Here is a 21,923-nt window from a genome sequence, read left to right as displayed (position 1 = left end):
GGGCGCAAGGGTCATCCCTTGACCGCCCCTTGCATGATGCCACTGACCAGCTGCTTGCCCGCGAACACGAACAAGACCAGCAGCGGAATCGTCGACAGCAGCACGCCCGCGAGGACCTTCGAGTAGTCGACGAAGTAGTTGGACTGCAGCAGCGACAGGGCCACCGGCAGCGTCGGGTTCTGGCGGTCGAGAACGATGAACGGCCAGAAGAAGTTGTTCCACGCGCTGACGAACGTGAACAGTCCGAGCATCGCGGCCGCGGGGCGCGCCGCCGGCACGCCCACGGTGAGGAACGTGCGGAACGAGGTCGCGCCGTCGACGCGAGCGGCCTCGATGAGCTCGTCGGGCACCGCCTGACGCAGGTACTGCGTCATCCAGAACACCCCGAACGCGCTCGTGAGCGCGGGGATGATGATGGCGCCCAGCTGTCCGGTCCACCCGAGCTCGCTGAACAGGATGTACAGCGGCACCACGCCCAGCTGCATCGGAACCGCCATCGTGCCGACGACGAACAGCAGCAGCCAGGGACCGCCGCGGAACTTCAGCTTCGCGAACGCCCAGCCCGCGAGGGTCGAGAAGAAGACGACGGATGCCGCGATGAGGGCGGAACTGATGATGGAGTTCAGGAGCGCCGGCCAGAAGTTGACGGCCGGGTCGCCCATGACCGCCGCGGCGTTGGCGAAGAAGTTGCCGCCCGGGATCCACGACATGTTCGGGTCGCGGACCGTGGAGGCGTCGCCCGATCCGATCAGCAGCGACCAGTAGAACGGGAAGATGCTGGCCAACAGGACCGCAGCGAGGCTCGCGTAGACGATCCAGCCGGGGCGGGAGCCGCGCACCGGTCGCGGGCGGCGACGCCCACGTGCGGGCAGGTCGCGGTCGATCACGGGCACGGGGGCCGGGGTGACGGCGGTCATCGCCGCGCCTCCTTTCGAGGGGTGGAACGGCGATCGGCATCGGCCTCGAGACGCTGCTTCGCAGCGCGCGCCTGAGCCCGGCGCTCGCGGCGGGAGCGCTGGTCGCGACCGCCTTCGTCGCGCACGAGCGAACGGGTCACGAACATGTTGATCGCGCCGATGGCCAAGATGATGATGAAGAGGATCCAGGCGAGGGCGGCCGCGCGGCCGAAGTTCCACTCGCCCCATCCGATGTTGTAGAGCCACAGCGTCACGGTGAGCCACTGGTTGTCGGCGCCGCCCGTGCCGTACTGGTCGTACATGCGGGGCTCGTCGAAGATCTGCAGACCGCCGATGGTGGAGGTGATGATCACGAAGATGAGCGTCGGCTTGAGGCTCGGCAGGGTGATCGAGAAGAACTGACGCGCCTTGCCTGCGCCGTCGACCGTGGCCGCCTCGTAGAACTCGCGCGGGATCGCCTGCATCGCCGCGAGGAGGATCAGGGTGTTGTAGCCGGTCCAGCGGAAGTTGACCATCGTGGCGATCGCGACGTGACTGGCGAGGGCGTCGGAGTGCCACGGGACGGCGGGAAGACCGAGGTTCTGCAGCGTGGTGTTCACGACGCCGTACTGGTCGCCGAACATGTTGCTGAAGATGAGGGCCACCGCGACCGGAGCCATGACGTAGGGGATGAGCACGCTCATGCGCCAGAACGTCTTCGCGCGGATGTTCTGGTCGAGCATCGCCGCGATGAAGATCGCGAGGATGAGCTGCGGGACGCTGGAGAGCAGGAAGATGCTGAAGGTGTTGCGCAGCGCGACCCAGAACTTGGGCTGGGAGAGCACCCACGTGTACTGGTCGAAGCCGATGAAGTGGCCCGAGTTGCGGACGAGATCCCAGTCCATGAACGAGATCACGGCCGTGTAGGCGATGGGGAAGAGGCCCGTGATCGCGAACAGGATGAAGAACGGCGAGATGTAGAGGTACGGCGAGAACTTCAGGTCCCACGCACTGCGCCGCTGGCCGAAGCCGATGCGTCGCGGCTGCCGTGCGCCGGTGGGCGCCGAGGCCGACCGGGTGGGCCGTTCGAGTGTGCTTGTCACGATGGTGTCTCCTCCTCGAGACGAGGGACGGATGCCGAGGGCCGCTGCTGCAGCCCCCGGCATCCGCCCGCGTCGGTCACTTCAGGGCGTCGACCTCGGTCACCCACTGCTGCCACGAGGTCGCGGCATCCTGAGTGCCGTCTTCGACTCGCGTCAGCGCCTTCTGCATGGCGTCGTTGATCTGGAAGTAGAACTTGCCCTTGTACGGCGACACCTTCACGGCCTCGGCGCGATCGGTGAGGATCTGGCCGACCGGGGCGTCGTTGAAGTAGGCGTTCTTGTTGCTCAGCAGCGTCTCGTTCTTGAGCGCCTCGGTCTGGCTCGGGAAGGTGCCCGCGTTCTCGAACGCCTTGATCTGGGTGTCGGGGCTCGTCAGCCAGTCGGCGAGCTCCTGCGCGGCCGCGACGTTCTTGCCGTTCGCGGGAACGGTCAGGTACGAGCCGCCCCAGTTGCCGCCGCCGCCGGGGAAGACGTTGGCGATGTCCCAGCCTTTGACCTCGGGGGCGTTGCCCTCGATGACACCGAGCATCCAGCCCGGGCAGAGCATGGTGGCGAAGGCGCCATTGGAGAGCCCGGCCATCCAGTCGTCGGACCACTGGCCCAGGTGCGCGGACTGCGTGGCGCTCGCCTTGAGCACCTCGTCGTAGATCTTCTTGACCTCGGGGTTCGTGGTGGCGGTGATCTCGCCGTTCGCGGGGTTCTCGTAGGCGTCCTCGACCTGGTTGATGGCGCCCTGGTAGGTGCCGCCGGCGGAGTCGAAGAAGGCCTTGCCGGTGGCGGCGACGTACTTGTCTCCCGCGGCGAAGTAGGTCGACCAGTCGCCCTGCAGCATCTTCGCGACTTCTTCACGGTCGGTCGGCAGGCCCGCGGCGGCGAACAGGTCGGAGCGGTAGCAGACGCCCTCGGGGCCGATGTCGGTTCCGTACCCGATGAGCTTGCCGTCGGTGCTGGTCGCGGCCTTGACCTTGTAGTCGAGCCAGCGGCTCTTCAGGTCGTCGGGCACGGGGGCGAGCAGGTCGGCGTACTCCATGACCTCGGGCAGCCAGTCGACCTCGATCGCCTCGATGTCGGCGAGGCCGGTCTTGCCGAGCTTCTGGAAGTAGTTGGCACGGGCGTCGTTGCTGGTCGCCGCCTTGTTGTGCACGATCTTCACGTTCGGATGCGCGTCCGTGTACTCCTTCAGGAGCGCGTCGGTGTATCCGAAGTCGTTGAAGGTGGCGACGGTGAGGGTCACCTGTCCGTCGCCGCCCGAGGCGGCGCCTCCGCCGGAGCAGCCGGCGAGGACGAGGGCGGAGGTGGAGGCGACGGCGGCGACGAGGGCCACACGACGCAGGGCGCGGTTTTTCACAGATCACTCCTTTGTGGTGGGTGCGGACCGGTGCTGTGGGATGCTCCCGCACAATGTTTGGGAGCGCTCTCACCGATCGAGACTCGACGCTATGGGATCGCTCCCATGAGGTCAAGCGAAAGCATCCGGATCGTTATCGGAATTCACCCACGGGGCTGGAGAGCCTCCGCGCAGTGCGACGGGGACGACCGGGGCCTCCCGTAGACTGGGCGTCACAACGCCACCCGACATCTGGAGCTGAAGTGCCCACCATCGTCGTCGACGTCATGCCCAAGGCCGAGCTTCTCGACCCCCAGGGAAAGGCCGTGGCCGGCGCCCTGTCGCGGCTCGGTGAGACCCGCTTCTCCGACGTGCGCATCGGCAAGCGCTTCGAGCTCACCGTCGAGGGCGAGGTCGACGAGGCCACTCTGGCGCGTGCGCGCGAGCTCGCCGACGAGATGCTGTCGAACGCGGTCATCGAAGACGTCGTGAACATCGAGGTCGTGCAATGACGGCCCGCATCGGGGTCATCACCTTCCCCGGGTCGCTCGACGACCGCGACGCCCAGCGGGCCATCCGCCTCGCCGGCGGCGAGCCCGTCGCGCTGTGGCACGGCGAGCACGACCTCCGGGGCGTCGATGCCCTCGTGCTGCCGGGCGGCTTCAGCTACGGCGACTACCTGCGCGCCGGCGCCATCGCCGCCTTTGCGCCGATCATGGCCGAGGTCAAAGACGCCGCCGCCAAGGGCATGCCCGTGCTCGGTATCTGCAACGGCTTCCAGATGCTCGTCGAGGCCCACCTGCTGCCCGGCGGTCTCATCCGCAACGCGCATCAGCAGTTCATCCGCCGCGACCAGCGCCTGCGCGTCGAGAACGCGTCGACCGCGTGGACGAGCGACTTCACCGAGGGCGACGAGATCGTCATCCCGCTGAAGAACGCCGACGGCGGATACATCGCGGATGCCGAGACCCTGGCCCGCGTCAACGGTGAAGGCCAGGTCGCCTTCCGCTACCTGGGCGTCAACCCCAACGGCTCTCTCGACGACATCGCCGGCCTCACCAACGAACGCGGCAACGTCGTCGGCCTCATGCCTCACCCCGAGCACGCGGTCGAACCGGGCTTCGGCCCCGGCACCTCCGCGGCGATGCGCTCGGGCGTCGACGGACTCGGCTTCTTCACCTCGGCGATCGCGGCCGTGGTGAACGCCTCCGTCTGACCCGCTCACCCCCGCCGACGACGTAATCTCGAAGGGTTCGGGGGAGAACAAGCGGCCCCACGCGCGACGGGGGCGGGATGAGCGAGAACGACGGCGGCGGTACCGCGGCCGTCCGCGCCGCTGCCGTCCATGTGTCACCGCGCCTGGCCCCCGGCAACGGCGTCCCCCTGCTGAGGCACCTCGCGCTGCTGGCCGAGGTCGACCTGGGCCCCGCTCCGCGGGCGTGGACGGAGCCGCAGGCGCGACTGCTCTCGGCGGCCCTGGTCGCGCGCGCCCGCACCGACGCCCTCGGCGAGGGGATCGCGCTCATCGAGCGCTACTTCGACGACGCACGGCTCACCCGGCCCGCGTCGCTCCCGGCCTCGGCGCGCGCCGAACTGCTCACGAGCGCCGCCGAGTATCTGAACGCCATCGGCCGCCCCCAGGTGGCGGCCCGCTACGCCGCCGAGGCGCTGCTGTTCGCCGACTCGCCGGGCGACAGGTACCGCGCCCTCGCCACCCACGCCGAGGCCCTGGCGATCAATGGCGAGTTCGGTGAGGCGGGCGGGATCGTCGCCGAAGCACGCGGGCTGTTCCACGGCGAGGGGTGGGATGCGAGCGAGATCTCGCACGGCCTGCTGTTCGCGGAGTCGCTGATCGGGGTGGCACACGCAGACGCAGCTCCCCTGCTCTCGAGCGCCGACGAGCTCGAGCGGGCGCGACCCGACGACCCCTACTGGCGGTTCTCCGCCGGCGTCATGCGGGTGGTCGGCCGGTGGTTGCAGGGCGACATCGCGATCGCCCTGGCGAAGGCACGGCAGTTACTGCACGGCTCGGGCCGCACCCGCAGCTACCGGCTCATGCGTGAACGACTCGTGAGCATGACGAGCGGTCTGCTGACCGTGCAGGGCGAGTACGGCGAGGCCCTCGCGATGATCGCGGATCGGGTCAGTCACCCCGGCCACGCCATCTGCTTCGAATCGCAGCGCGCCACCGTGCTGCTGCAGCTCGGGCGCGACCAGGAGCTCATCGACTCCACCGACGCCTGCGTCGCGATGGACGACCACTGCCTCTCCCCGTTGTCGGCGCTGTTGAGCCGGCGCGCGGTCGCCCTGCTGCGCCTGGGCCAGGAGAAGCGGGCCGCTGCGAGCATGGCATCCGCCCTCACCCTCATCGAACGCACCGGCGGCTCGAAGATCTCGTTCCTGCTCATCCTCAGCGGCGAGGCCGAGCGCCTCCTCGACCTCGTCGAGGCGGAACGACCGGCCCTGCGGGTGATGGTCGACTCCGCCCGCGCAGCCCTCCCCCTGCCCACGGCACCCTCGCAGAAGGAGCGACGCATCGACCTCACCGCCGCCGAGCGCGAGCTCGCCCGGATGCTGCTCTCCGACCTCTCGCTGACGCAGATCTCGCAGCGACGAGGGGTCTCGGTCAACACGGTGAAGTCGCAGGTGCGGTCGATCTACGGCAAGCTCGGCGTCTCGAGCCGGGCCGACGCGTTGGTCGCCCTGCGGTCGCCGTCGCCGTGACCTCGCTCTCGCGCCGATCGGAGAAGATGGGCGTGTGCGCGCACCCGATCAAGATCCCGTCATCGACCGCATCCTGGCGCTCTGGAACACCGATGACCACACGCTGCCGTCGGAGCCGCGCCTGGCGGAGCTGACCGGCGCGAGCCGCGCCTCGGTGCGCGAGGCGCTGATCCGCCTCGAGGAGCGCGGCTACGTCCACCGCACGCAGGGCACCCGCACCACCGCCAACCGGCGCCTGCCCGAGGTGGGACGCCGCATCGACGAGCAGTTCGACCACTCCTTGTCGATCCGCGCGGCGGGGTACGAGCCGCGGTTGCAGGTGGTGTCGGCGGAGCGCCGCACGCTGGCATCCGCCCCCTCCCGCTCCGACGACCTGCCCGACGGGACCGAGGTGCTGCGCACGGTGAAGATGTGGAGCGTCGACGATCGGCCCTACGCCCTCGCCGAAGACCTCATCCCGGTCACCCGAGAGGCGGACCTCGACCCGCACCTGCCGGTGTTCGACCTGGCCGAGGCCGGCAACAGCGTGCAGGTGGCGTGGGAGACGATGTGGGTGGATGCCGTGGCCCTCGACGCCGAGCGCGCCGAGGCCCTGCAGACCCGGCCGGGCCTGCCGGTCATCGAGATGACGTATTGCGGGTACGGCGCCGACGACCGCGTGGGGTACTGGTCGCGCGAGGTGCAGCTGCCCGCCCCCGCGGGGTTGCGCAACGCCCTGATCCGCCGCGTGCACCGGGGCTGAGCGTTTCACGGGTGTAACCGCTCGGTGAACTTGTCCGACAAGCAGTCCCGCCACTTGTCGGACAAGCGTAGCCTCGCAGCATCCACCCGACGCGAAGCGAGGACCCCATGACCGACACCCTCACCACCCGCCACCTGTCGGCGGAGCCGCTCACCGCCTCGGCCTTCGAGCCGTTCGGCGTGCTGCTGACCCCCATGGAGGACGGCACCCCGTTCACCGCCGAAGAGGCCGTGCTCGACGTCTCGAACGGGATTCCCCGCTTCTACCTCATGCACCTCGACGACAAAGCGCCCGAGTTCGTGCGCGTGACACGCCACCTCGAGACCACGCAGACGCTCATGGCCGTCGGCGACGTCGAGTGGACCATCGCCGTCGCCGCCCCCGGGATCGAGGAGCCGACGCTCGACGACCTGCGGGCGTTCCGCATCCCGCCGCGCACCGCCATCACGATGCGCAAGGGCACCTGGCACGCGGGCCCCTTCTTCGCCGAGCCGAGCATGGACTTCGTCAACCTCGAGCTCGACGACACCAACGTCAGCGACCACCACAACCACCGCCTCGACGACGCCTACGGTGTGCGCGTCGTGATCGTCGGGGAGTGAGCGTGCTGAGCCCCCTGCCCGACGCCGCGGCGCGCCTCGCCGCCCTCGAACGCGAGGCCGCGCACCAGAGCGCCCTCAGCGCCGGAGACGGACGTTCGTGGGTCGGCGAGCGCGACGGGGTGCACCCCGTGGTGATCGTGGGCGCGGGCCAAGCGGGTCTCGTGCTCGCGCGCGGCCTGCGCCGCCGCGGGATCGACGACGTCGTGGTGATCGACGCCGCCCCCGCAGACGCGACAGGCCCCTGGACCACCTATGCCCGTATGCACACCCTGCGCACGCCGAAGGACATCGCGTGGCCCACGTGGGGCACCCCGGCCGTGAGCCCGCGGGCGTGGTTCGAGGCCGTGTACGGGGTCGAGGCGTGGGAGGCCCTCGAGTACTTCCCCACCACTGCGTGGCACGGATTTCTGCAGTGGTACCGCGAGGTGTCGTCGGTTCTGACGGTGGGCTCGACGCGGGTCACCGCGCTGCGCACGGCCGGCGCCGACGACCCGTTGCAGCTCGATCTCACCGGGCCCGACGGCGACTGGACCCTCACCGCTCGACACGTGGTGCTCGCCACGGGCATCGAGGGCGCCGGCGGCCGCCACCTTCCGCCGCTGCTGCGATCGCTCCCCGCCGACCGCGTTTTCCACACGCACGATGACATCGACTTCGACGCCCTCGCGGGCCTGCGCATCGGCGTCCTGGGGGCGGGGACGGGCGCGTTCGACAACGCCGCGACCGCGCTCGAGCACGGCGCGGCCAGCGTCGAGGTGCACATGCGCCGCCCCGCGATGCCCCAGGTGAGCCCGTACCGGTGGATGGAGTTCGCCGGCCTCATCGAGAACTACGGCTCGTTCACCGACGCGCAGAAGTGGGAGTTCAACGTGCACCTCTCGGCCGTCGACCAGCCCGCCACGCAGAACGCCCTCTGGCGTGCCCATGCGTTCGACTCCTTCCGCTTCGTCACCTCGTCGCCGTGGCAGCACGTCGAGTGGACCGGCAGCGACATCGCGGTGACCACGCCGCACGGCATCCGGAACTACGACGTCGTGTTCGCCGCCACCGGGATCGCCGCCGACCTCGCCCAGCGCCCCGAGCTGGTGGAAGTGGCCCCGGATGCCGCGTTGTGGAGCGACCGCCTCACGCCCGAGGCCGTGGCGCAGAACCCCGGCCTGGCGGCGTTCCCCTACCTCGACGACGACTTCGGCCTCGTCAGCCGCACGTCACCCGAGCGGTCGGCGCTGTCGCGGATCCACATGTTCAACCACGGCGCGCGCATCAGCCAGGGCATGTTGAGCCACCAGATCCCGGGACTCGTGGGCGGGGCGACGAAGCTCGCCGCCGCGCTCTCGCGGCGCCTGTTCGAGCACCGAGCCGATGCCCTGCTCGCCGAGTACCTCGCCTACGACGTGCCGGTGGGAGTGCACATCGGCCGCCGGGCGCAAGCACCGCAGCCCGCCGCGACTCCGGAGGTAGCGTCGCTGTCGTGACCCCCTCGACTGCCCTCCTCGTCTCCGTGCCCACCGACCGCCTCCGCGACGACCTGGGCGCGCTTCCCGACGGCGTCGAGGTCGTCGTCTGGGACATGACCGGGCCCGCCCCGCACGACCGCTTCGACATCGTGGTGCCGCCCTACATGGGCATGGACGGCGTGATCGAGCGCCTGTCCGAGATCGAGGTCGGCCTCGTGCAGGGCCAGTCGATCGGGTACGACAACGTCGAGGGGCGCCTGCCCGAGGGCATCCGGTTCGCCAACGCCTCGAGCGTCCACGAGACCGCGACCGCGGAGCTCGCCGTCGCGCTGACGCTCGCCGCGCAGCGGCGGATCCCCGAGTTCGTGCGCGCGCAGGATCGCAGCGACTGGCTCGGCGGCGGGGCGACCGGCCTCGCCGACCAGCGCGTGACCCTGCTGGGCTTCGGCGGCGTGGGGCGTGCGATCGCGGCGCGGCTTAAGCCGTTCGAGGTGTCTCTCCGCGCCGTCGCCTCGCACGGCCGCCTGCAGGACGAGGTCGAGGTCTTCCCCCTCGGCAAGGTGTACGAGGTGCTCGCCGAGACCGACGTGCTCATCGCCTCGCTCCCCGGCGGAGACGCGACCCGGCACGTCATCGACGACGAAGCCCTGTCGGCGCTGCCCGACGGGGCGCTGGTCGTCAACGTCGGCCGCGGTCCGCTCGTCGACACCGATGCCCTGGTCGACCACGTGCGCCGTGGCCGCATCCGCGCGGCGCTCGACGTCACCGACCCCGAGCCGCTGCCCGCCGACCACCCGCTGTGGAGCCTCGACGGCGTGCTCATCGCCCCGCACGTGGGAGGGGCGGCGGATGCCATGCACCCCCGCATGGCGCGCTTGGTGCGCCGCCAGATCGATCACCTGCTGCGCGGCGAGGAGCCCGAGAACGTGGTGCTCGGCGGCTGAGCCGCGCCGCCTCCGGTTGAGTGTCCAGGACGCGCCGTTCCACCCGACCGCACGCGGCGTTTCTCGGACGCTCGACAGGCCTCTGGAAGCGCGGGTCAGCCGCGGAAGCCGGCCGGGTTCGACAGCAGGTCGGCGAAGGCGAGCTCGGCGGGTCCCACCAGCATGAGGCGCGAGCGCAGATGCGCGCGCTCGAGGCGGATCGTGCGACCCTCGGCGCCGAGAGGGTGTACCCGTACCGCGTCGGCCAGGCGCTCGCGGCTCACCGAGAGCAGGGCGCCGAGATAGCCCGAGAGCACGACGGTCTCGGGAGCGAAGGCGTTGACGAAGTTGGTCAGGGCGAGCGAGAGCATCTCGACCTGACGGGTCACCTCCGTCATCACCCGGGGATTGCGGGCGACGCCGAGCTCGACGTCGAGTTCGTCTTCGTCGAGCTTGCGACGGCCCAGCAGGGGTTCGAGCAGGTCGAGGCTCACCTCGGCCTCGAGGCACCCCCGACGACCGCACACGCACGCGCGTCCTCGCGGGTCGACGACGGTGTGCCCCAGCTCGCCGGCGTAGCCCGACGTGCCGCGCAGCAGCGTTCCGTCGATGATCAGGCCGCCGCCGATGCTGTGCATCGCGCCGCCGAGGTAGAGCAGGTTGCCGACCCCCACTCCGACACCGAAGCGCGACTCGGCGAGGGCGCCGATGCTGGCGTCGTTGCCCGCGGTCACCGGCATGCCGAGCTCGTCGCTCAGGCGGGCCGAGACGGGATCCCGCCTCCAGCCGAGGGTCGGTGAGACGAGCACCGAGCCGTTGGCGTTGACGAGACCCGGCACCGCGAGACCCGCGCCGACCACGCGGTAGTGGCGGTCGATGTCGGCGCGCATCGCCTCGACCGACGACGCGACGATCTGCACGAAGCGCCGGGGCGAGGGGGCGCTCGCGGTGTCGTGGCGCAGGCGCGCGTGCACGACGCCGCCGAGACCGACCAGGGCGACGGTCACCGCGTGCGGCTCGGCGCGGACGCTGAGGGCGGCGACGTGGTCTTCGGGTTCGATGTCGAGCGTCGGGCGCCCGACCTTGCCGGTGCGTTCGCCTCCGGGGGCCTCGCGCACGAGGCCCAGCTCGGTCAGCTCCATCACCAGACCGGTGACGGTCGAGCGATTCAGACCGGTCGTCGCACCCAGTTGAGCGCGCGAGAGAGCACCCCGGGAGTGAAGGAGCGAGAGGACGGACGCGAGGTTCTGCTGACGGATCAGATCATTCGTCGTACGGCCAGTCGGCGGCGCGAGCGGGGTTGCGGGCTCGAACACGGCGGGGGTCATGAGGGTCGCACCTCCCCCATCATCGCATCACGAAGCGGCGAGGCGGAAAGCAGTCGAGCGGATGGGGAGCGGGCCCCGGGGCCGCGCTCCCCATCCGATCACGCACCGCCGTTGCGCCGCTTGTTGAAGATGTCGAACGCGACGGCCAACAGCAGCACGATTCCCTTGATGGCCATCTGCCAGGCGGCATCGACGCTGAGGATCGACAGACCCATGTTGAGCACGCCCATCACCAGGCCACCGACGACCGCGCCGACCACGGTGCCGATCCCGCCCTGCACCGCCGCGCCTCCGATGAAGACCGCCGCGATGGCATCCAGCTCGTAGTTCTGTCCGGCCGCGGCGACCGCGCTTCCGGCACGGGCGGTGCTGACCACCGCGGCGAGACCGGCGAGGGCGCCCATGTTCACGAAAATGAAGAAGTTGACCCACTTCGTCTTCACACCGCTCATGACGGCGGCGAACAGGTTTCCACCCATCGCGTAGATGTGCCGACCGAAGGTCGTGCGGTTGAGCACGAACGTGTACGCCAGCACGAGCACGGCGAGGATGATCAGCACGATCGGGGTGCCGTTGTAGGTCGCGAGCGTGAAGGCTGCGGCCATGATCACGACGACGGCCGCGGCGTTCTTCAGCCAGAACGACCACGCCACCTCGCGCGGCAGCTCGAGTCGGCGCAGTGTCGCACGGGTGCGCAGCTGCTGCACGATGAGCAGCACGCTGGCGAGCGCGCCCAGCAGGAGCGTCAGGGCGTCCCAGTTGCCGAGGTAGCCGAGGAACGGCGGCAGCCAGCCGGCCCCGATCGCCGTGAAGCTGTCGGGGAGACCGCTGATCGTACCGCCGGTGAGCAGCACCAGGGTGAGACCGCGGAACAGCAGCATGCCGGCGAGGGTGACGATGAAGGCGGGTATGCCGACGAACGCGACCCAGAATCCCTGCCACGCGCCGACGATCGCGCCGACGACGAGCGAGAGGACGACCGCGAGGTACCAGGGCAGACCCCACTGGTTCATCGCGATCGCCGCGATCGCGCCGACCATGGCCACGACGGAGCCGACCGAGAGGTCGATGTGCCCGGCGATGATGACCATGACCATGCCGATCGCGAGGATCAGCACGTAGGCGTTCTGCTGGATGAGGTTGTTGACGTTGCCCGGCAGCAGCAGGCGACCGCCGGTAAGCACCTGGAACAGCGCGATGATGATGACGAGTGCGGCGAGGATGCCGAACTGACGGAAGTTGATGCGCGACAGGATGCCGCGACGGCGCGGCCCCGGTTGCGTCGGCGCCTCGACCGTCTGGGTGGATGCGGTGGCCATTGCTCTCAGTTCCTTCCGGCGGTCATGTGCCGCATGAGCGTCTCCTGGGTCGCGTCGTCGCGGCTGACCTCGGCCGTGATGCGTCCCTCGGAGATGGTGTAGATACGGTCGGAGAGGCCGATGACCTCGGGCAGCTCCGACGAGATGACGATGACGGCCTTACCCTGGGCCGCGAGTTCGTTGATGATTCCGTAGATCTCGTACTTCGCACCCACGTCGATGCCGCGGGTCGGCTCGTCGAGGATCAGCACGTCGGGTCCGGTGAACATCCACTTCGACAGCACGACCTTCTGCTGGTTGCCGCCCGAGAGCCGCCCCGTGATCGCCGCGACGCTGGGCGCCTTGATGTTCATCTTGTAGCGGTACGAATCGGCGACCTTGTACTCGCGGTACCGGTCGACGACGCCCAGGCGCGCGAGACGGGCGAGGGCGGATGCCGAGACGTTGACCTGGATGTCGCCGATGAGGTTCAGACCGTACTTCTTGCGGTCTTCGGTGGCGTACGCGATGCCGTGCTTGATCGCGGCGTCGACCGTGCGCACGTCGATGGCCTTACCGTTCTTGTAGACCTCGCCCGAGATGCCGGTGCCGTACATGCGCCCGAAGATGCTCATCGCGAGCTCGGTGCGGCCGGCGCCCATGAGACCGGCGAAGCCGACGATCTCTCCCGCGCGCACCATGAACGAGGCGTCGTCGATGACCACGCGCTCGGTGTCGACCGGGTGGTGAACGGTCCAGTTCTCGACGCGGAACAGCTCTTCGCCGATGTCGGGCTCGCGCGGCGGGAAGAGGCTGTTCAGGTCGCGACCGACCATGACGCGGATGATGCGCCCCTCGTCGGTCTCGGGGTCGTCCCGCATCATCGTCTCGATCGTGCGACCGTCGCGGATGATGGTGATGCGGTCCGAGATTCGCAGCACCTCTTTGAGCTTGTGGCTGATGATGATGCAGGTGATGCCCTGCGCGCGCAGCTGGTCGATGAGGTCGAGCAGGTGCGCGGAGTCGTCGTCGTTGAGCGCGGCGGTCGGCTCGTCGAGGATGAGGAGCTTGACCTCTTTGGCCAGCGCCTTGGCGATCTCGACGAGCTGCTGCTTGCCGACGCCGAGCTCGAAGATCTTCGTCGCCGGGTTCTCGCGCAAACCCACGCGCTTGAGCAGTTCGGCGGCGGCGGTATTGGTGGCGTTCCAGTCGATGACGCCGCGGCGCGACTTCTCGTTGCCGAGGAAGATGTTCTCGGCGATCGAGAGGTACGGGCTCAGCGCCAGCTCCTGGTGGATGATGACGATGCCGGCGGCCTCGCTGTCGTTGATCGAGCGGAAGGCCATCTGCTCGCCCTCGAGGGTGATCGTCCCGTCGAAGCTGCCGGTCGGGTAGACGCCGCTCAGCACCTTCATGAGCGTCGACTTGCCCGCGCCGTTCTCGCCGCAGACGGCGTGCACCTCACCCCGGTACACGTCGATCGACACGTCGGCCAGGGCCGGCACGCCGTTGAACGACTTCGAGATCCCCGACATACGCAGGATCGGTTCGGTCATGGTGTGTCCCTCTCCCGCCCCTCCGGGCGGCTGTTCGGCTCCACCGCCCGCAGGCGGCTCTACTGCTCCGCCGCCCGAAGGCGGCACGGGGAGCGGCGGGGCGGGCGAACCCGCCCCGCCGCAGAGTGGATCAGAGCCCGACGTCGGAGGCCTTGAGGAAGCCCGAGTCGATGAGCTTGGACTGCACGTCGTCCTTGACGACGACCTCGGGCGTCAGCAGGTACGAGGGCACGACCTTCTTGCCGTTGTCGTAGGTCTTGGTGTCGTTGACCTCGACGGTCTTGCCGTCCTTGATCTCCTGGATCATCGTGAAGACGCGGTCACCCAGCGCGCGGGTGTCCTTCCAGACGGTCATCGACTGCGTGCCGTCCAGGATCGCCTTGACGTTGGCCTTGTCGGCGTCCTGACCCGTGATGATCGGGTAGTCGGCACCGGCGGTGTAGCCGGCCGACTTCAGCGAGGCCTCGATGCCGATGGCCAGGCTGTCGTTGGGCGAGAGCACCACGTTGACCTTCTTGCCGTCGCCGTAGAACGACGACAGACGGTTGTCCATCTCGGCCTGGGCCTTGTCGGACGCCCAGCCCTGGATGCCGATCGACGCCCACGCGTCGTCGTTCGCGGGCGACTTACCGCTGGGGACGACCAGCTTGCCGCTGTCGACGTAGGGCTTGAGCACGTCCCACGCACCGGCGAAGAAGAACTTGGCGTTGTTGTCGTCGGGGCTGCCGGCGAAGGGCTCGAGGTTGAAGGGGCCCTTGCCGTCCTTCAGGCCGAGCTGGTCTTCGATGAACTGGCCCTGCAGGGTGCCGACCTTGTAGTTGTCGAAGGTGGCGTAGTAGTCGACGTTCTCGCTGCCGTTGATGAGACGGTCGTAGGCGATGACGGTGGCGTTCTGCGACTTGGCCTCTTCGAGCACCGGGCCGAGGGTCGAGCCGTCGATCGCGGCGATCACGAGGATCTTCGCGCCGCCCGAGATCTGGTTCTGGATCTGGCTGATCTGCTGGTCGGTCTTGTTGTCGGCGTACTGCAGGTCGACCGTGCAGCCGGCATCCGTCAGCTTCTTCTGCAGCTGCTCGCCGTCGTTGATCCAGCGCTCCAGGCTGCGGGTCGGCATCGCGATGCCGACGTTGCACTCTCCGGTTCCGCCGGAGGCAGCGGCGCCGCCGCCGTCGGCCGGACGGGTGGAGCTGCAGGCTCCGAGACCCACCGCGAGAGCGGCGATGGCCGCTCCGGTCAAGATTTTCTTCAGCATGTGATCTGCGTTCCTCTCTGAACTGCAGGGACCCTCATGGTCGTACCCGCGCCCTCCCCGGCGTCGGATCGGGTACGTCGTCGTCCCGGCTGTGTGACCCGTCGAATTATGACGGCTCCGAAAAAATATCCACCCGGTGGGGTTTTGTCTATAGCCACGTCAAAATTACGCACACCGTGACCTGAGCGTGATTTTCGGCCCGGCGCAGGCATCGGACAGCGGCCTCGACGAGGCCGGTCAGCGCGTGTCGTGGTCGCGCCCGGACCACAGGTCGCCGCACTCCACGAGCTCGGCGTCTTGCGCGATGAGGTACGGCCGCGCCCCGATGTCGCCGCGGACCGACGCCGCCAGCGGCGCCCAGTGCGCTCGGCCGAGCAGCACCGGATGCCCCGGCGCGCCCTCGTAAGTCGCCTGCGCGAGGGCGTCGGGCGCGGCCCGTCGGGCGAGACGCGCCACTGCCGCGGGCGACACCTCCGGAGTGTCGACGGGCAGCACGACGACGGCGGTCGAGGTTCCGGATGCCAGCGCTCCGAGCCCCGCGCGCAGAGACGCCGCCATGCCCGTGGCCCAGTCGTCGACCCGTACGATCCGGGCGCTCGGGGGCACGAGGGGGGCCGCCTCGTCGGCCGCCGCGCCGAGTGCGACGACGACCTCGCGGCATCCACCCTCGACGAGGGCACGCACCGCGAGGGCCAGCCACGGGGCGCCTGCGGAGGTGCGCGCGAGGGCCTTGGGGCCGCCGAAGCGCCGCCCGGCACCGGCCGCCAGCACGAGCCCCGACGTCGGCACGGGAGGGTCGGTGGCCATGGTCACGACAGCGTAGCGTGCGCGAAACACGCCCCGACTACCGTCGCCGACATGCTCGAACTGGCCGCCGATCTGGTGCCGCTGCTGGCGGCCGACGTGCCCGTCGCGGCGGTCACGGTGACCGCTGTCGTGCGCAGCGCACCGCGCGGAGTGGGGGCGACGCTCGCCGTCACCCGCGACGCGCGCGTGATCGGATCGATCTCGGGCGGGTGCGTCGAGAACGACGCGGTCATGCTCGGCCTCGACGCTCTGCGCACCGGCTCGGTGCGTCGCGCGCGCTTCGGTTTCACCGACGACGGCACCGTCACCCCGATCGCGGCCGGGCTCGCATGCGGCGGGGCCGTCGACGTCGTCGCCTACCCGGTCGAGGCGTCCGCCCTGCCCGCCCTCGAGGCCGCACGCGCCGGACGCGAAGCCACCGTGCACCTCACCCTCGACGGAGACCCCCTCGTGCTGCACCGGCCGGCGCTCCCCCGCCTGCTGGTCCTGGGCGCGGGCGAGCACGCCGCGGCGCTCTGCCGGCTGGGTGCCGCGGCGGGCTTCGCCGTGACCGTCTGCGACGACTGGGCGCTGCTGGTGACGGCCGAGCGCTTCCCCGACGCGAGCGAGCTCGTCGTCGCCGCACCCCACGAGTTCCTCGCCGCGCTCGACGACGTCGATGAGCGCACCGCCGTCTGCGTGCTCACCCACGACGAACGCCTCGACGTCCCCGCCCTCGCCACCGCACTGCGCATGCCGGTGGGCTTCGTCGGCGCGATGGGCGCGCGGGCGACCGTCGCGCGACGCGCGGCGCTGCTGCGCGCGGCGGGGGTGACCGACGCGGAGCTCGCCCGGCTGCACTCCCCCCTCGGCCTCGACCTCGGCGGACGCACGCCCGAAGAGACCGCCCTGTCGGTGATCGCCGAGATCGTCGCGAGCCGCAACCAGGCGAGCGCCCGCCCGCTCCGCGAAGGACGCGGGCCGCACCTCCACGCCGTCAGCGACACGGATGCCGAGGCGGTCGCCGCCTCGTGCGCGGTGAGGATCGCGTGAGCATCGTCGTCGTGACGGGCGCGGTCGCCGTGCTCGAAGGACCCGGTCGCGTGCGCACCGGCGACGTCGTCATCGACGACGGGATCGTGGTCGAGTCCGCGGACACCACCGGAGCGCGCATCATCGACGCCACGGGCTGCGTGGTGACGGCCGGACTCGTCAACGCCCACCACCACCTGCTGCAGACGGCGTTCCGCACGCTGCCGGGCACGCGCGGCCTCCCGATGCGCGAGTGGCTGCCCGCGATGGCCGCGGCCTACGGTGCCGCGGGCGTCGACCCCGAACTGACCGGACTCGCGGCGAGCGCGGGTCTCGCCGAGGCCCTGCTGAGCGGAGTGACCACGGTCGCCGACCACCACCTGACGTGGCCGGAGGGCGCCGACCACGTCGGCATGGCACGCGCCGCGGCCGCCGCCGCAGCCGACCTCGGGGCCCGGCTCGTGTTCGTGCGCGGCGCCGCTCGCGACGACCCCCAAGAGGCCGCCGCCTCTGCCGAAGCGATCGTCGAGGCCCTCGTCGCCGAACGCCCCGACGGGGTCAGCATCGACGGCATGCTGCAGGTCGCCGTGGGCCCGGCCGGCGTGCACAGCGACCCGCGCGAGACCTTCGACCTGCTCGGCGAGGTCGCGCGACGCCACGGACTGCGGCGCCGCACCCAGGCCAACGAGGTCGTCGACGTCGAGGTCGCCCTCGAGCGCTACGGCCGGCGGCCGATCGACCTGCTGCAGGACTGGGGGTGGGTGGATGCCGATGTGACGCTCGCTCACCTGTGCGACGTCACCGCCGACGAGATCTCGCGCCTCGCGGCCGCCGGAGTCACGGCGACGCACGCCCCCGGCTGCGATGTGCCCATGGGCTGGGGCGTCGCCCCTGTCCGACGCCTGCTCGACGCCGGCATCCCGGTGGGCCTCGGCACGAGCGGCGGCGGCAGCAACGACGCCGGGCATCTGCTGGCCGATGCGCGCCTGGCGATGCAGGTCTCGGCCCTGGTGGGCCCGCAGCTGCCGGCATCCGAGGTTCTGACGATGGCGACGGCGGGCTCGGCCGACGGACTCGGCCGACCCGAACTGGGCCGACTCACCCCCGGGTCGGCGGGCGACGTGTGCGTCTGGGACGTGTCGGGAGTCGCCGACGCGGGCGTGGCCGATCCGATCGCCGGACTGCTGTGGGCTGCGCCCGGGCGCCGACCGCGCACGGTGATCGTGGGCGGTCGGGTCGTCGTCGACGAGGCGCGACTGGTCGACGCCGACGAGGCCGAGATCGTCGCCCGGCTGTTCGAGAGGGTGGGACGATGACGACCATGGCCCCCGCGATTTCCGCCGAGACGACGCCCACGAGCGAAGAGCGCCTCGGCGCCCACCTGCGCGGACTCCGCAAGGCGCGCGGCCTCACCCTCACCCAGCTCGCCGAAGCGGCCACCCTGTCGCACCCCTTCCTCAGCCAGCTCGAGCGCGGCCTCGCCCGCCCCAGCATGGCCAGCCTCGAGAGGCTCGCCCGCGCCCTCGGCACGAGCCGCGTCGAACTGATCGCCGCCTCGGAGCCCCCGCGCGCCGACCACGACGCGCAGCCCTCGTTCGTCGCCGCGGGTGAAGGCGTCGTCGGCCCCTACGCCGAGGGCACCGCCCGCCTGCTGGCCGAGGGACCCCGGCGCTTCGAACCGCTGGAGTTCACCGGCTCGAACGATCAGCCCGGCGATCACTACGTTCACGACGAAGACGAGTTCCTCACCGTGCTCGAGGGCTCGGTCGTGATCTCGTTCGGTCCCTTCGGCGAGCGCACGCTGCACGTCGGCGACTCCGTCTACTGCCGGTCGGGCACACCGCACCGCTGGCACTCGCCCGGCGGGCGCACCTACCGCCTTCTCATCGTCAAAGAGGTCGTGCACGGCGACGGCGCCGACGACGCGACCGACGTCTAGCGAACAGGAGTTCTCGTGAGTGCAGGGGTGACCTTCGACGCGGTGGTCCGCGAGAGGCGCGACGCCGCCGACGGCGTGATCGTGCTCGACCTCGAGCGCGCGACCGGCACCCTGCCGCACTGGTCACCCGGGGCGCACATCGACGTCGTGCTGCCGGGCGGCATCGAGCGCCAGTACTCGCTGTGCGGGTCGCCCACCGCCCGCGGCACGTGGCGCATCGGCGTGCTGCGCGAGCGCGAGGGCTCGGTGTGGCTGCACGAGAACGCACAGGTCGGAGAGACCCTGCGCGTGCGGGGACCGGCCAACCACTTCCTCTTCGCCCCCACCGCGGGGCGGTCGTACGTCTTCGTCGCCGGGGGCATCGGCATCACCCCGATCCTGCCCATGCTCGAGGCGGCGGAGGCCGCGGGAACGACGTGGACCCTGCTGTACACCGGGCGCTCACGGCGCACGATGGCGTTCGTCGACGAGCTCGAGCAAAGCTACGGCGATCGCGTCGAGGTCTTCGCCGCCGACGAGGGGCGCCGCCTCGACCTCGGTGCGCGGTTCGCCACCCCCGTCGCGCGCGAGGTCGTCTACGCGTGCGGGCCCGCTCGGCTGCTCGAGGGACTGGATGCCGCCATGGCCGGCTGGCCGCGCGGGAGCCTGCACGTCGAGCGTTTCGAGGCCAAGGTGCTCGGCCCGCCGGTGTGGGCGGAGCCGTTCGAGGTCGACCTGATGATGTCGGGCCTCACAGTGACAGTCCCGCCCGAGCGCTCGATCCTCGACGTGGTGGAGGAGCAGGGCATCGTCGTGCCCTCCAGCTGCCGCGTCGGCACGTGCGGAACGTGCGAGGTCGCTGTCATCGACGGCGACATCGAGCACCGCGACTCGGTGCTGTCACCCGAGGAGCAGGACGCCAACCGCACGATGATGCCGTGCGTCTCGCGCGCGGCCTGCCCGCGGATCACGCTCGAACTGTAGGGCCATAGGTCCCTGAGCCCGCACCGAGGTCCCTGAGCCTGTTCCGAGGTCCCTGAGCCCGTTCCGAGGTCCCTGAGCCCGTACCGAGGTCCCTGAGCCTGTCGAAGGGACCGGTACCCACAGCTGACCCCGGAGGCTTCGACAGGCTCAGCCACCTGGGTCGAGGCCCCGCGCTGTACCGAGGTCCCTGAGCCTGTCGAAGGGACCGCCGCCCAGAGCCGCGCCCGGAGGCTTCGACACGCTCAGTCACCTGGGTCGAGGTCCCGCGCTGTACCGAGGTCCCTGAGCTTGTCGAAGGGATCGCCGCCCACAGCCGCGCCCGGAGGCTTCGACAAGCTCAGCCACCTGGGTCGAGGTCCCGCGCTGTACCGAGGTCCCTGAGCTTGTCGAAGGGACCGGTACCCACAGCCACGCCCGGAGGCTTCGACACGCTCAGCCACCTGGGTCGAGGTCCCGCGCTGTACCGAGGGCCCTGAGCCTGTCGAAGGGACCGGTGCCCACAGCCGCGCCCGGAGGCTTCGACACGCTCAGCCACCTGGGGAGAGCCCCGCCTGTCCGACAACTTTGTCGAGAGGGTCATGCGGGGGAAATACAGCGGAAACGCATCGTTCCTAGCATCGGATCATCGCCGGATGTTGGTCACACCAACACTGACGCAGCCGCCACAAGCGGCTCGGCCCCACTGATGTGGCTCCCGTCTTGCGCTTGTCTTCTCGACTTCTCCGGAGGCCCTCGTGTCTGCCGCTCCACCCGTCTCGATCGCCGCACTGCGCGGCGTGCGCCTGACCTCGGGCGCGCTCGTCGACATCGCGCTCGACGGCGACGAGGTGCTCGCGGTGGTTCCCGCCGGCAGCCCCCTCCCCGACACCGACGGCGAGGTGCTCGACCTCGACGGCTACCTCGTCACCGCCGCGGGCGCCGAGCCCCACGCCCACCTCGACAAGTCGCAGTCGTGGGACGCCATCCAGCCCGCCTTCGGCGACCTCGAGCGTGCCATCGAGAGCTGGCACGCCTTTGCGGCGACCCTCGACGAGGACGACACGCTGCGGCGCGCACGCTCCACGGCGGTGCGCATGTTGGCATCCGGGATCACCTCCGTCCGCACGCACGTCGATCTGCTGCGCGGCGACGACGCTCTGGTCGGCGTGCGCGCCCTGGTGCGCCTGCGCGAAGAGCTCGACGGTCTCATGGACATCGAGCTCGTCGCCCTCGGGGGTCCGAACATCCCGGATGCCGTGTTCGAGGCGGCCCTCGACGCGGGAGTCGACCTGGTCGGAGGCGCACCCCACCTGGCCGACGACCCGATCGCCGACCTCGAGCGGCTGATCGCGCTCGCCCGTCGTCGCGACGTGGGTCTCGACCTGCACACCGACGAGAGCCTCGCCGGCGCCGACACCCTCACCGCGTACGCCCGCCTGGTCGCCGGGTGGGACCGCCCGTGCACCGCCGGTCACTGCGTGCGCCTCAGCATGATGCCGGCCACCGACCTCGCCGCGCTGGCCGACGAGGTGCGCGCGGCCGACATCGGCGTGATCGCCCTGCCCATCACCAACCTGTACCTGCAGGGATGGGAGGCCGACCACGCCGTGCCGCGCGGCATCGCCCCGATCGGCCGCCTCAAGGCCGCGGGCGTTCGCGTCGCCGCCGGAGCCGACAACGTGCGCGACCCCTTCAACCCCGTCGGCCGGTGCGACCACCTCGAGACCGCCTCGCTGCTCGTCGCCGCCGGCCACCTGGCCCCCGCCGACGCCCTCGACGCCGTGACCGTGGGCGCCCGTGACGTCATGAACCTCCCCTTCGCGGGACCCGTGGCCGGCGCCCGCGCCGACCTCGTCGCCGTGCGCGCCGCCTCCCTCGGCGACGCCGTGGCCTTCGCCGACGCCGACCGCGTCGTGCTCCACCGGGGGCGACTCGTGAGCCGCACCACGGTGACCACCGTCACCGCCGTCCCCACCCCGACCGCCGCGCCCGCGACGGCCTCCTGACCACCCGAAC

The 21,923-nt window shown here is 70.6% G+C and carries 20 protein-coding genes; 12 read left to right on the top strand and 8 right to left on the bottom strand.

All coding sequences use genetic code 11. The features are described from left to right. Positions 1 to 11: 11 nt before the first annotated feature. From LPW41_RS02695 to LPW41_RS02685, 3 genes are all read right to left on the bottom strand, one after another. The gene (locus LPW41_RS02695; protein WP_154096865.1) at positions 12 to 917 is read right to left on the bottom strand and encodes a carbohydrate ABC transporter permease; all 906 of its coding nucleotides are present in this window, start codon (positions 915 to 917) and stop codon (positions 12 to 14) included. After that, positions 914 to 1,999 (bottom strand): carbohydrate ABC transporter permease, encoded by a 1,086-nt coding sequence (locus LPW41_RS02690; protein WP_230704046.1) that lies wholly within the window; start codon positions 1,997 to 1,999, stop codon positions 914 to 916. The genes LPW41_RS02695 and LPW41_RS02690 overlap by 4 nt, the downstream gene beginning before the upstream one ends. Positions 2,000 to 2,075: 76 nt before the next feature. Further along, the gene (locus LPW41_RS02685) at positions 2,076 to 3,347 is read right to left on the bottom strand and encodes an ABC transporter substrate-binding protein (RefSeq protein WP_144830351.1); all 1,272 of its coding nucleotides are present in this window, start codon (positions 3,345 to 3,347) and stop codon (positions 2,076 to 2,078) included. 242 nt (positions 3,348 to 3,589) lie between these two features. Between LPW41_RS02685 and purS the strand changes: the two genes are divergently transcribed. From purS to LPW41_RS02650, 7 genes are all read left to right on the top strand, one after another. Beyond that, positions 3,590 to 3,838 (top strand): phosphoribosylformylglycinamidine synthase subunit PurS, encoded by a 249-nt coding sequence (gene purS, locus LPW41_RS02680; RefSeq protein ID WP_144830354.1) that lies wholly within the window; start codon positions 3,590 to 3,592, stop codon positions 3,836 to 3,838. Continuing rightward, positions 3,835 to 4,542 carry a phosphoribosylformylglycinamidine synthase subunit PurQ gene (gene purQ / locus LPW41_RS02675; RefSeq protein ID WP_144830357.1) on the top strand — a complete coding sequence of 236 codons (708 nt, stop codon included), beginning with the start codon at positions 3,835 to 3,837 and terminating at the stop codon, positions 4,540 to 4,542. Before purS ends, purQ begins: the two co-directional genes overlap by 4 nt. Before the next feature lie 77 nt (positions 4,543 to 4,619). Next, a complete protein-coding gene (locus LPW41_RS02670; RefSeq protein WP_144830360.1) occupies positions 4,620 to 6,050 on the top strand; it encodes a LuxR family transcriptional regulator in 1,431 nt (476 codons plus the stop codon). Between the two features lie 34 nt (positions 6,051 to 6,084). After that, positions 6,085 to 6,792 carry a GntR family transcriptional regulator gene (locus tag LPW41_RS02665; RefSeq protein WP_230704045.1) on the top strand — a complete coding sequence of 236 codons (708 nt, stop codon included), beginning with the start codon at positions 6,085 to 6,087 and terminating at the stop codon, positions 6,790 to 6,792. 107 nt (positions 6,793 to 6,899) lie between these two features. Then, positions 6,900 to 7,394 carry an ureidoglycolate lyase gene (locus LPW41_RS02660; protein ID WP_230704044.1) on the top strand — a complete coding sequence of 165 codons (495 nt, stop codon included), beginning with the start codon at positions 6,900 to 6,902 and terminating at the stop codon, positions 7,392 to 7,394. Next, entirely contained in the window at positions 7,391 to 8,869 is a 1,479-nt protein-coding gene (locus LPW41_RS02655; RefSeq protein WP_230704043.1) for an FAD-dependent oxidoreductase, read from the top strand. Before LPW41_RS02660 ends, LPW41_RS02655 begins: the two co-directional genes overlap by 4 nt. Further along, complete coding sequence (locus LPW41_RS02650) at positions 8,866 to 9,795, top strand: 2-hydroxyacid dehydrogenase (RefSeq protein WP_230704042.1); 930 nt, start codon at positions 8,866 to 8,868, stop codon at positions 9,793 to 9,795. Before LPW41_RS02655 ends, LPW41_RS02650 begins: the two co-directional genes overlap by 4 nt. Before the next feature lie 95 nt (positions 9,796 to 9,890). On the opposite strand, the gene LPW41_RS02645 is transcribed toward LPW41_RS02650, so the two are convergent. The 5 genes from LPW41_RS02645 to LPW41_RS02625 all read right to left on the bottom strand — a co-directional run bounded on the left by LPW41_RS02645 (position 9,891) and on the right by LPW41_RS02625 (position 16,015). Continuing rightward, on the bottom strand, positions 9,891 to 11,102 hold the full coding sequence (locus LPW41_RS02645; protein WP_144830372.1) for an ROK family transcriptional regulator: 1,212 nt from the start codon (positions 11,100 to 11,102) through the stop codon (positions 9,891 to 9,893). A gap of 98 nt (positions 11,103 to 11,200) precedes the next feature. Next, positions 11,201 to 12,421 carry a multiple monosaccharide ABC transporter permease gene (gene mmsB, locus LPW41_RS02640; RefSeq protein ID WP_144830375.1) on the bottom strand — a complete coding sequence of 407 codons (1,221 nt, stop codon included), beginning with the start codon at positions 12,419 to 12,421 and terminating at the stop codon, positions 11,201 to 11,203. A gap of 5 nt (positions 12,422 to 12,426) precedes the next feature. Beyond that, a complete protein-coding gene (gene mmsA, locus LPW41_RS02635) occupies positions 12,427 to 13,956 on the bottom strand; it encodes a multiple monosaccharide ABC transporter ATP-binding protein (protein ID WP_230704041.1) in 1,530 nt (509 codons plus the stop codon). A 130-nt stretch (positions 13,957 to 14,086) separates the two neighbouring features. Beyond that, positions 14,087 to 15,208, bottom strand: a complete 1,122-nt coding sequence (gene chvE / locus LPW41_RS02630; RefSeq protein ID WP_144830380.1) for a multiple monosaccharide ABC transporter substrate-binding protein — start codon at positions 15,206 to 15,208, stop codon at positions 14,087 to 14,089. 237 nt (positions 15,209 to 15,445) lie between these two features. Beyond that, positions 15,446 to 16,015 carry an NTP transferase domain-containing protein gene (locus LPW41_RS02625; protein WP_186325432.1) on the bottom strand — a complete coding sequence of 190 codons (570 nt, stop codon included), beginning with the start codon at positions 16,013 to 16,015 and terminating at the stop codon, positions 15,446 to 15,448. Between the two features lie 51 nt (positions 16,016 to 16,066). Between LPW41_RS02625 and LPW41_RS02620 the strand changes: the two genes are divergently transcribed. The 5 genes from LPW41_RS02620 (at position 16,067) to LPW41_RS02600 (ending at position 21,913) form a co-directional block, all read left to right on the top strand. Continuing rightward, positions 16,067 to 17,047, top strand: a complete 981-nt coding sequence (locus LPW41_RS02620; RefSeq protein WP_144830383.1) for an XdhC family protein — start codon at positions 16,067 to 16,069, stop codon at positions 17,045 to 17,047. Next, complete coding sequence (locus tag LPW41_RS02615; protein ID WP_187358426.1) at positions 17,044 to 18,342, top strand: amidohydrolase family protein; 1,299 nt, start codon at positions 17,044 to 17,046, stop codon at positions 18,340 to 18,342. Before LPW41_RS02620 ends, LPW41_RS02615 begins: the two co-directional genes overlap by 4 nt. Further along, positions 18,339 to 18,965, top strand: coding sequence for a helix-turn-helix domain-containing protein (locus LPW41_RS02610; RefSeq protein ID WP_144830385.1), 627 nt, complete (start codon positions 18,339 to 18,341; stop codon positions 18,963 to 18,965). The genes LPW41_RS02615 and LPW41_RS02610 overlap by 4 nt, the downstream gene beginning before the upstream one ends. Before the next feature lie 15 nt (positions 18,966 to 18,980). Continuing rightward, a complete protein-coding gene (locus LPW41_RS16985) occupies positions 18,981 to 19,928 on the top strand; it encodes a PDR/VanB family oxidoreductase (RefSeq protein WP_230704040.1) in 948 nt (315 codons plus the stop codon). A 734-nt stretch (positions 19,929 to 20,662) separates the two neighbouring features. Beyond that, positions 20,663 to 21,913, top strand: a complete 1,251-nt coding sequence (locus LPW41_RS02600; RefSeq protein WP_144830391.1) for an amidohydrolase family protein — start codon at positions 20,663 to 20,665, stop codon at positions 21,911 to 21,913. The last annotated feature ends 10 nt before the right edge of the window (positions 21,914 to 21,923 follow it).

The sequence above is a fragment of the Microbacterium sp. JC 701 genome, from assembly GCF_021026215.1.
In the GTDB taxonomy this organism is placed as follows: Bacteria; Actinomycetota; Actinomycetes; order Actinomycetales; family Microbacteriaceae; genus Microbacterium; species Microbacterium algihabitans.
Note: the sequence above shows the minus strand (reverse complement) of the source record. Positions and strands in the feature narration are given on the sequence as shown.

Coding starts and splice junctions, on each gene's coding strand:
- LPW41_RS02695 (WP_154096865.1), bottom strand. CDS start 917: ATGACCGCCGTCACCCCGGCCCCCGTGCCCGTGATCGACCGCGACCTG.
- purQ (WP_144830357.1), top strand. CDS start 3,835: ATGACGGCCCGCATCGGGGTCATCACCTTCCCCGGGTCGCTCGACGAC.
- LPW41_RS02670 (WP_144830360.1), top strand. CDS start 4,620: ATGAGCGAGAACGACGGCGGCGGTACCGCGGCCGTCCGCGCCGCTGCC.
- LPW41_RS02660 (WP_230704044.1), top strand. CDS start 6,900: ATGACCGACACCCTCACCACCCGCCACCTGTCGGCGGAGCCGCTCACC.
- LPW41_RS02645 (WP_144830372.1), bottom strand. CDS start 11,102: ATGACCCCCGCCGTGTTCGAGCCCGCAACCCCGCTCGCGCCGCCGACT.
- mmsB (WP_144830375.1), bottom strand. CDS start 12,421: ATGGCCACCGCATCCACCCAGACGGTCGAGGCGCCGACGCAACCGGGG.
- mmsA (WP_230704041.1), bottom strand. CDS start 13,956: ATGACCGAACCGATCCTGCGTATGTCGGGGATCTCGAAGTCGTTCAAC.
- chvE (WP_144830380.1), bottom strand. CDS start 15,208: ATGCTGAAGAAAATCTTGACCGGAGCGGCCATCGCCGCTCTCGCGGTG.
- LPW41_RS02625 (WP_186325432.1), bottom strand. CDS start 16,015: ATGGCCACCGACCCTCCCGTGCCGACGTCGGGGCTCGTGCTGGCGGCC.
- LPW41_RS02620 (WP_144830383.1), top strand. CDS start 16,067: ATGCTCGAACTGGCCGCCGATCTGGTGCCGCTGCTGGCGGCCGACGTG.
- LPW41_RS02610 (WP_144830385.1), top strand. CDS start 18,339: ATGACGACCATGGCCCCCGCGATTTCCGCCGAGACGACGCCCACGAGC.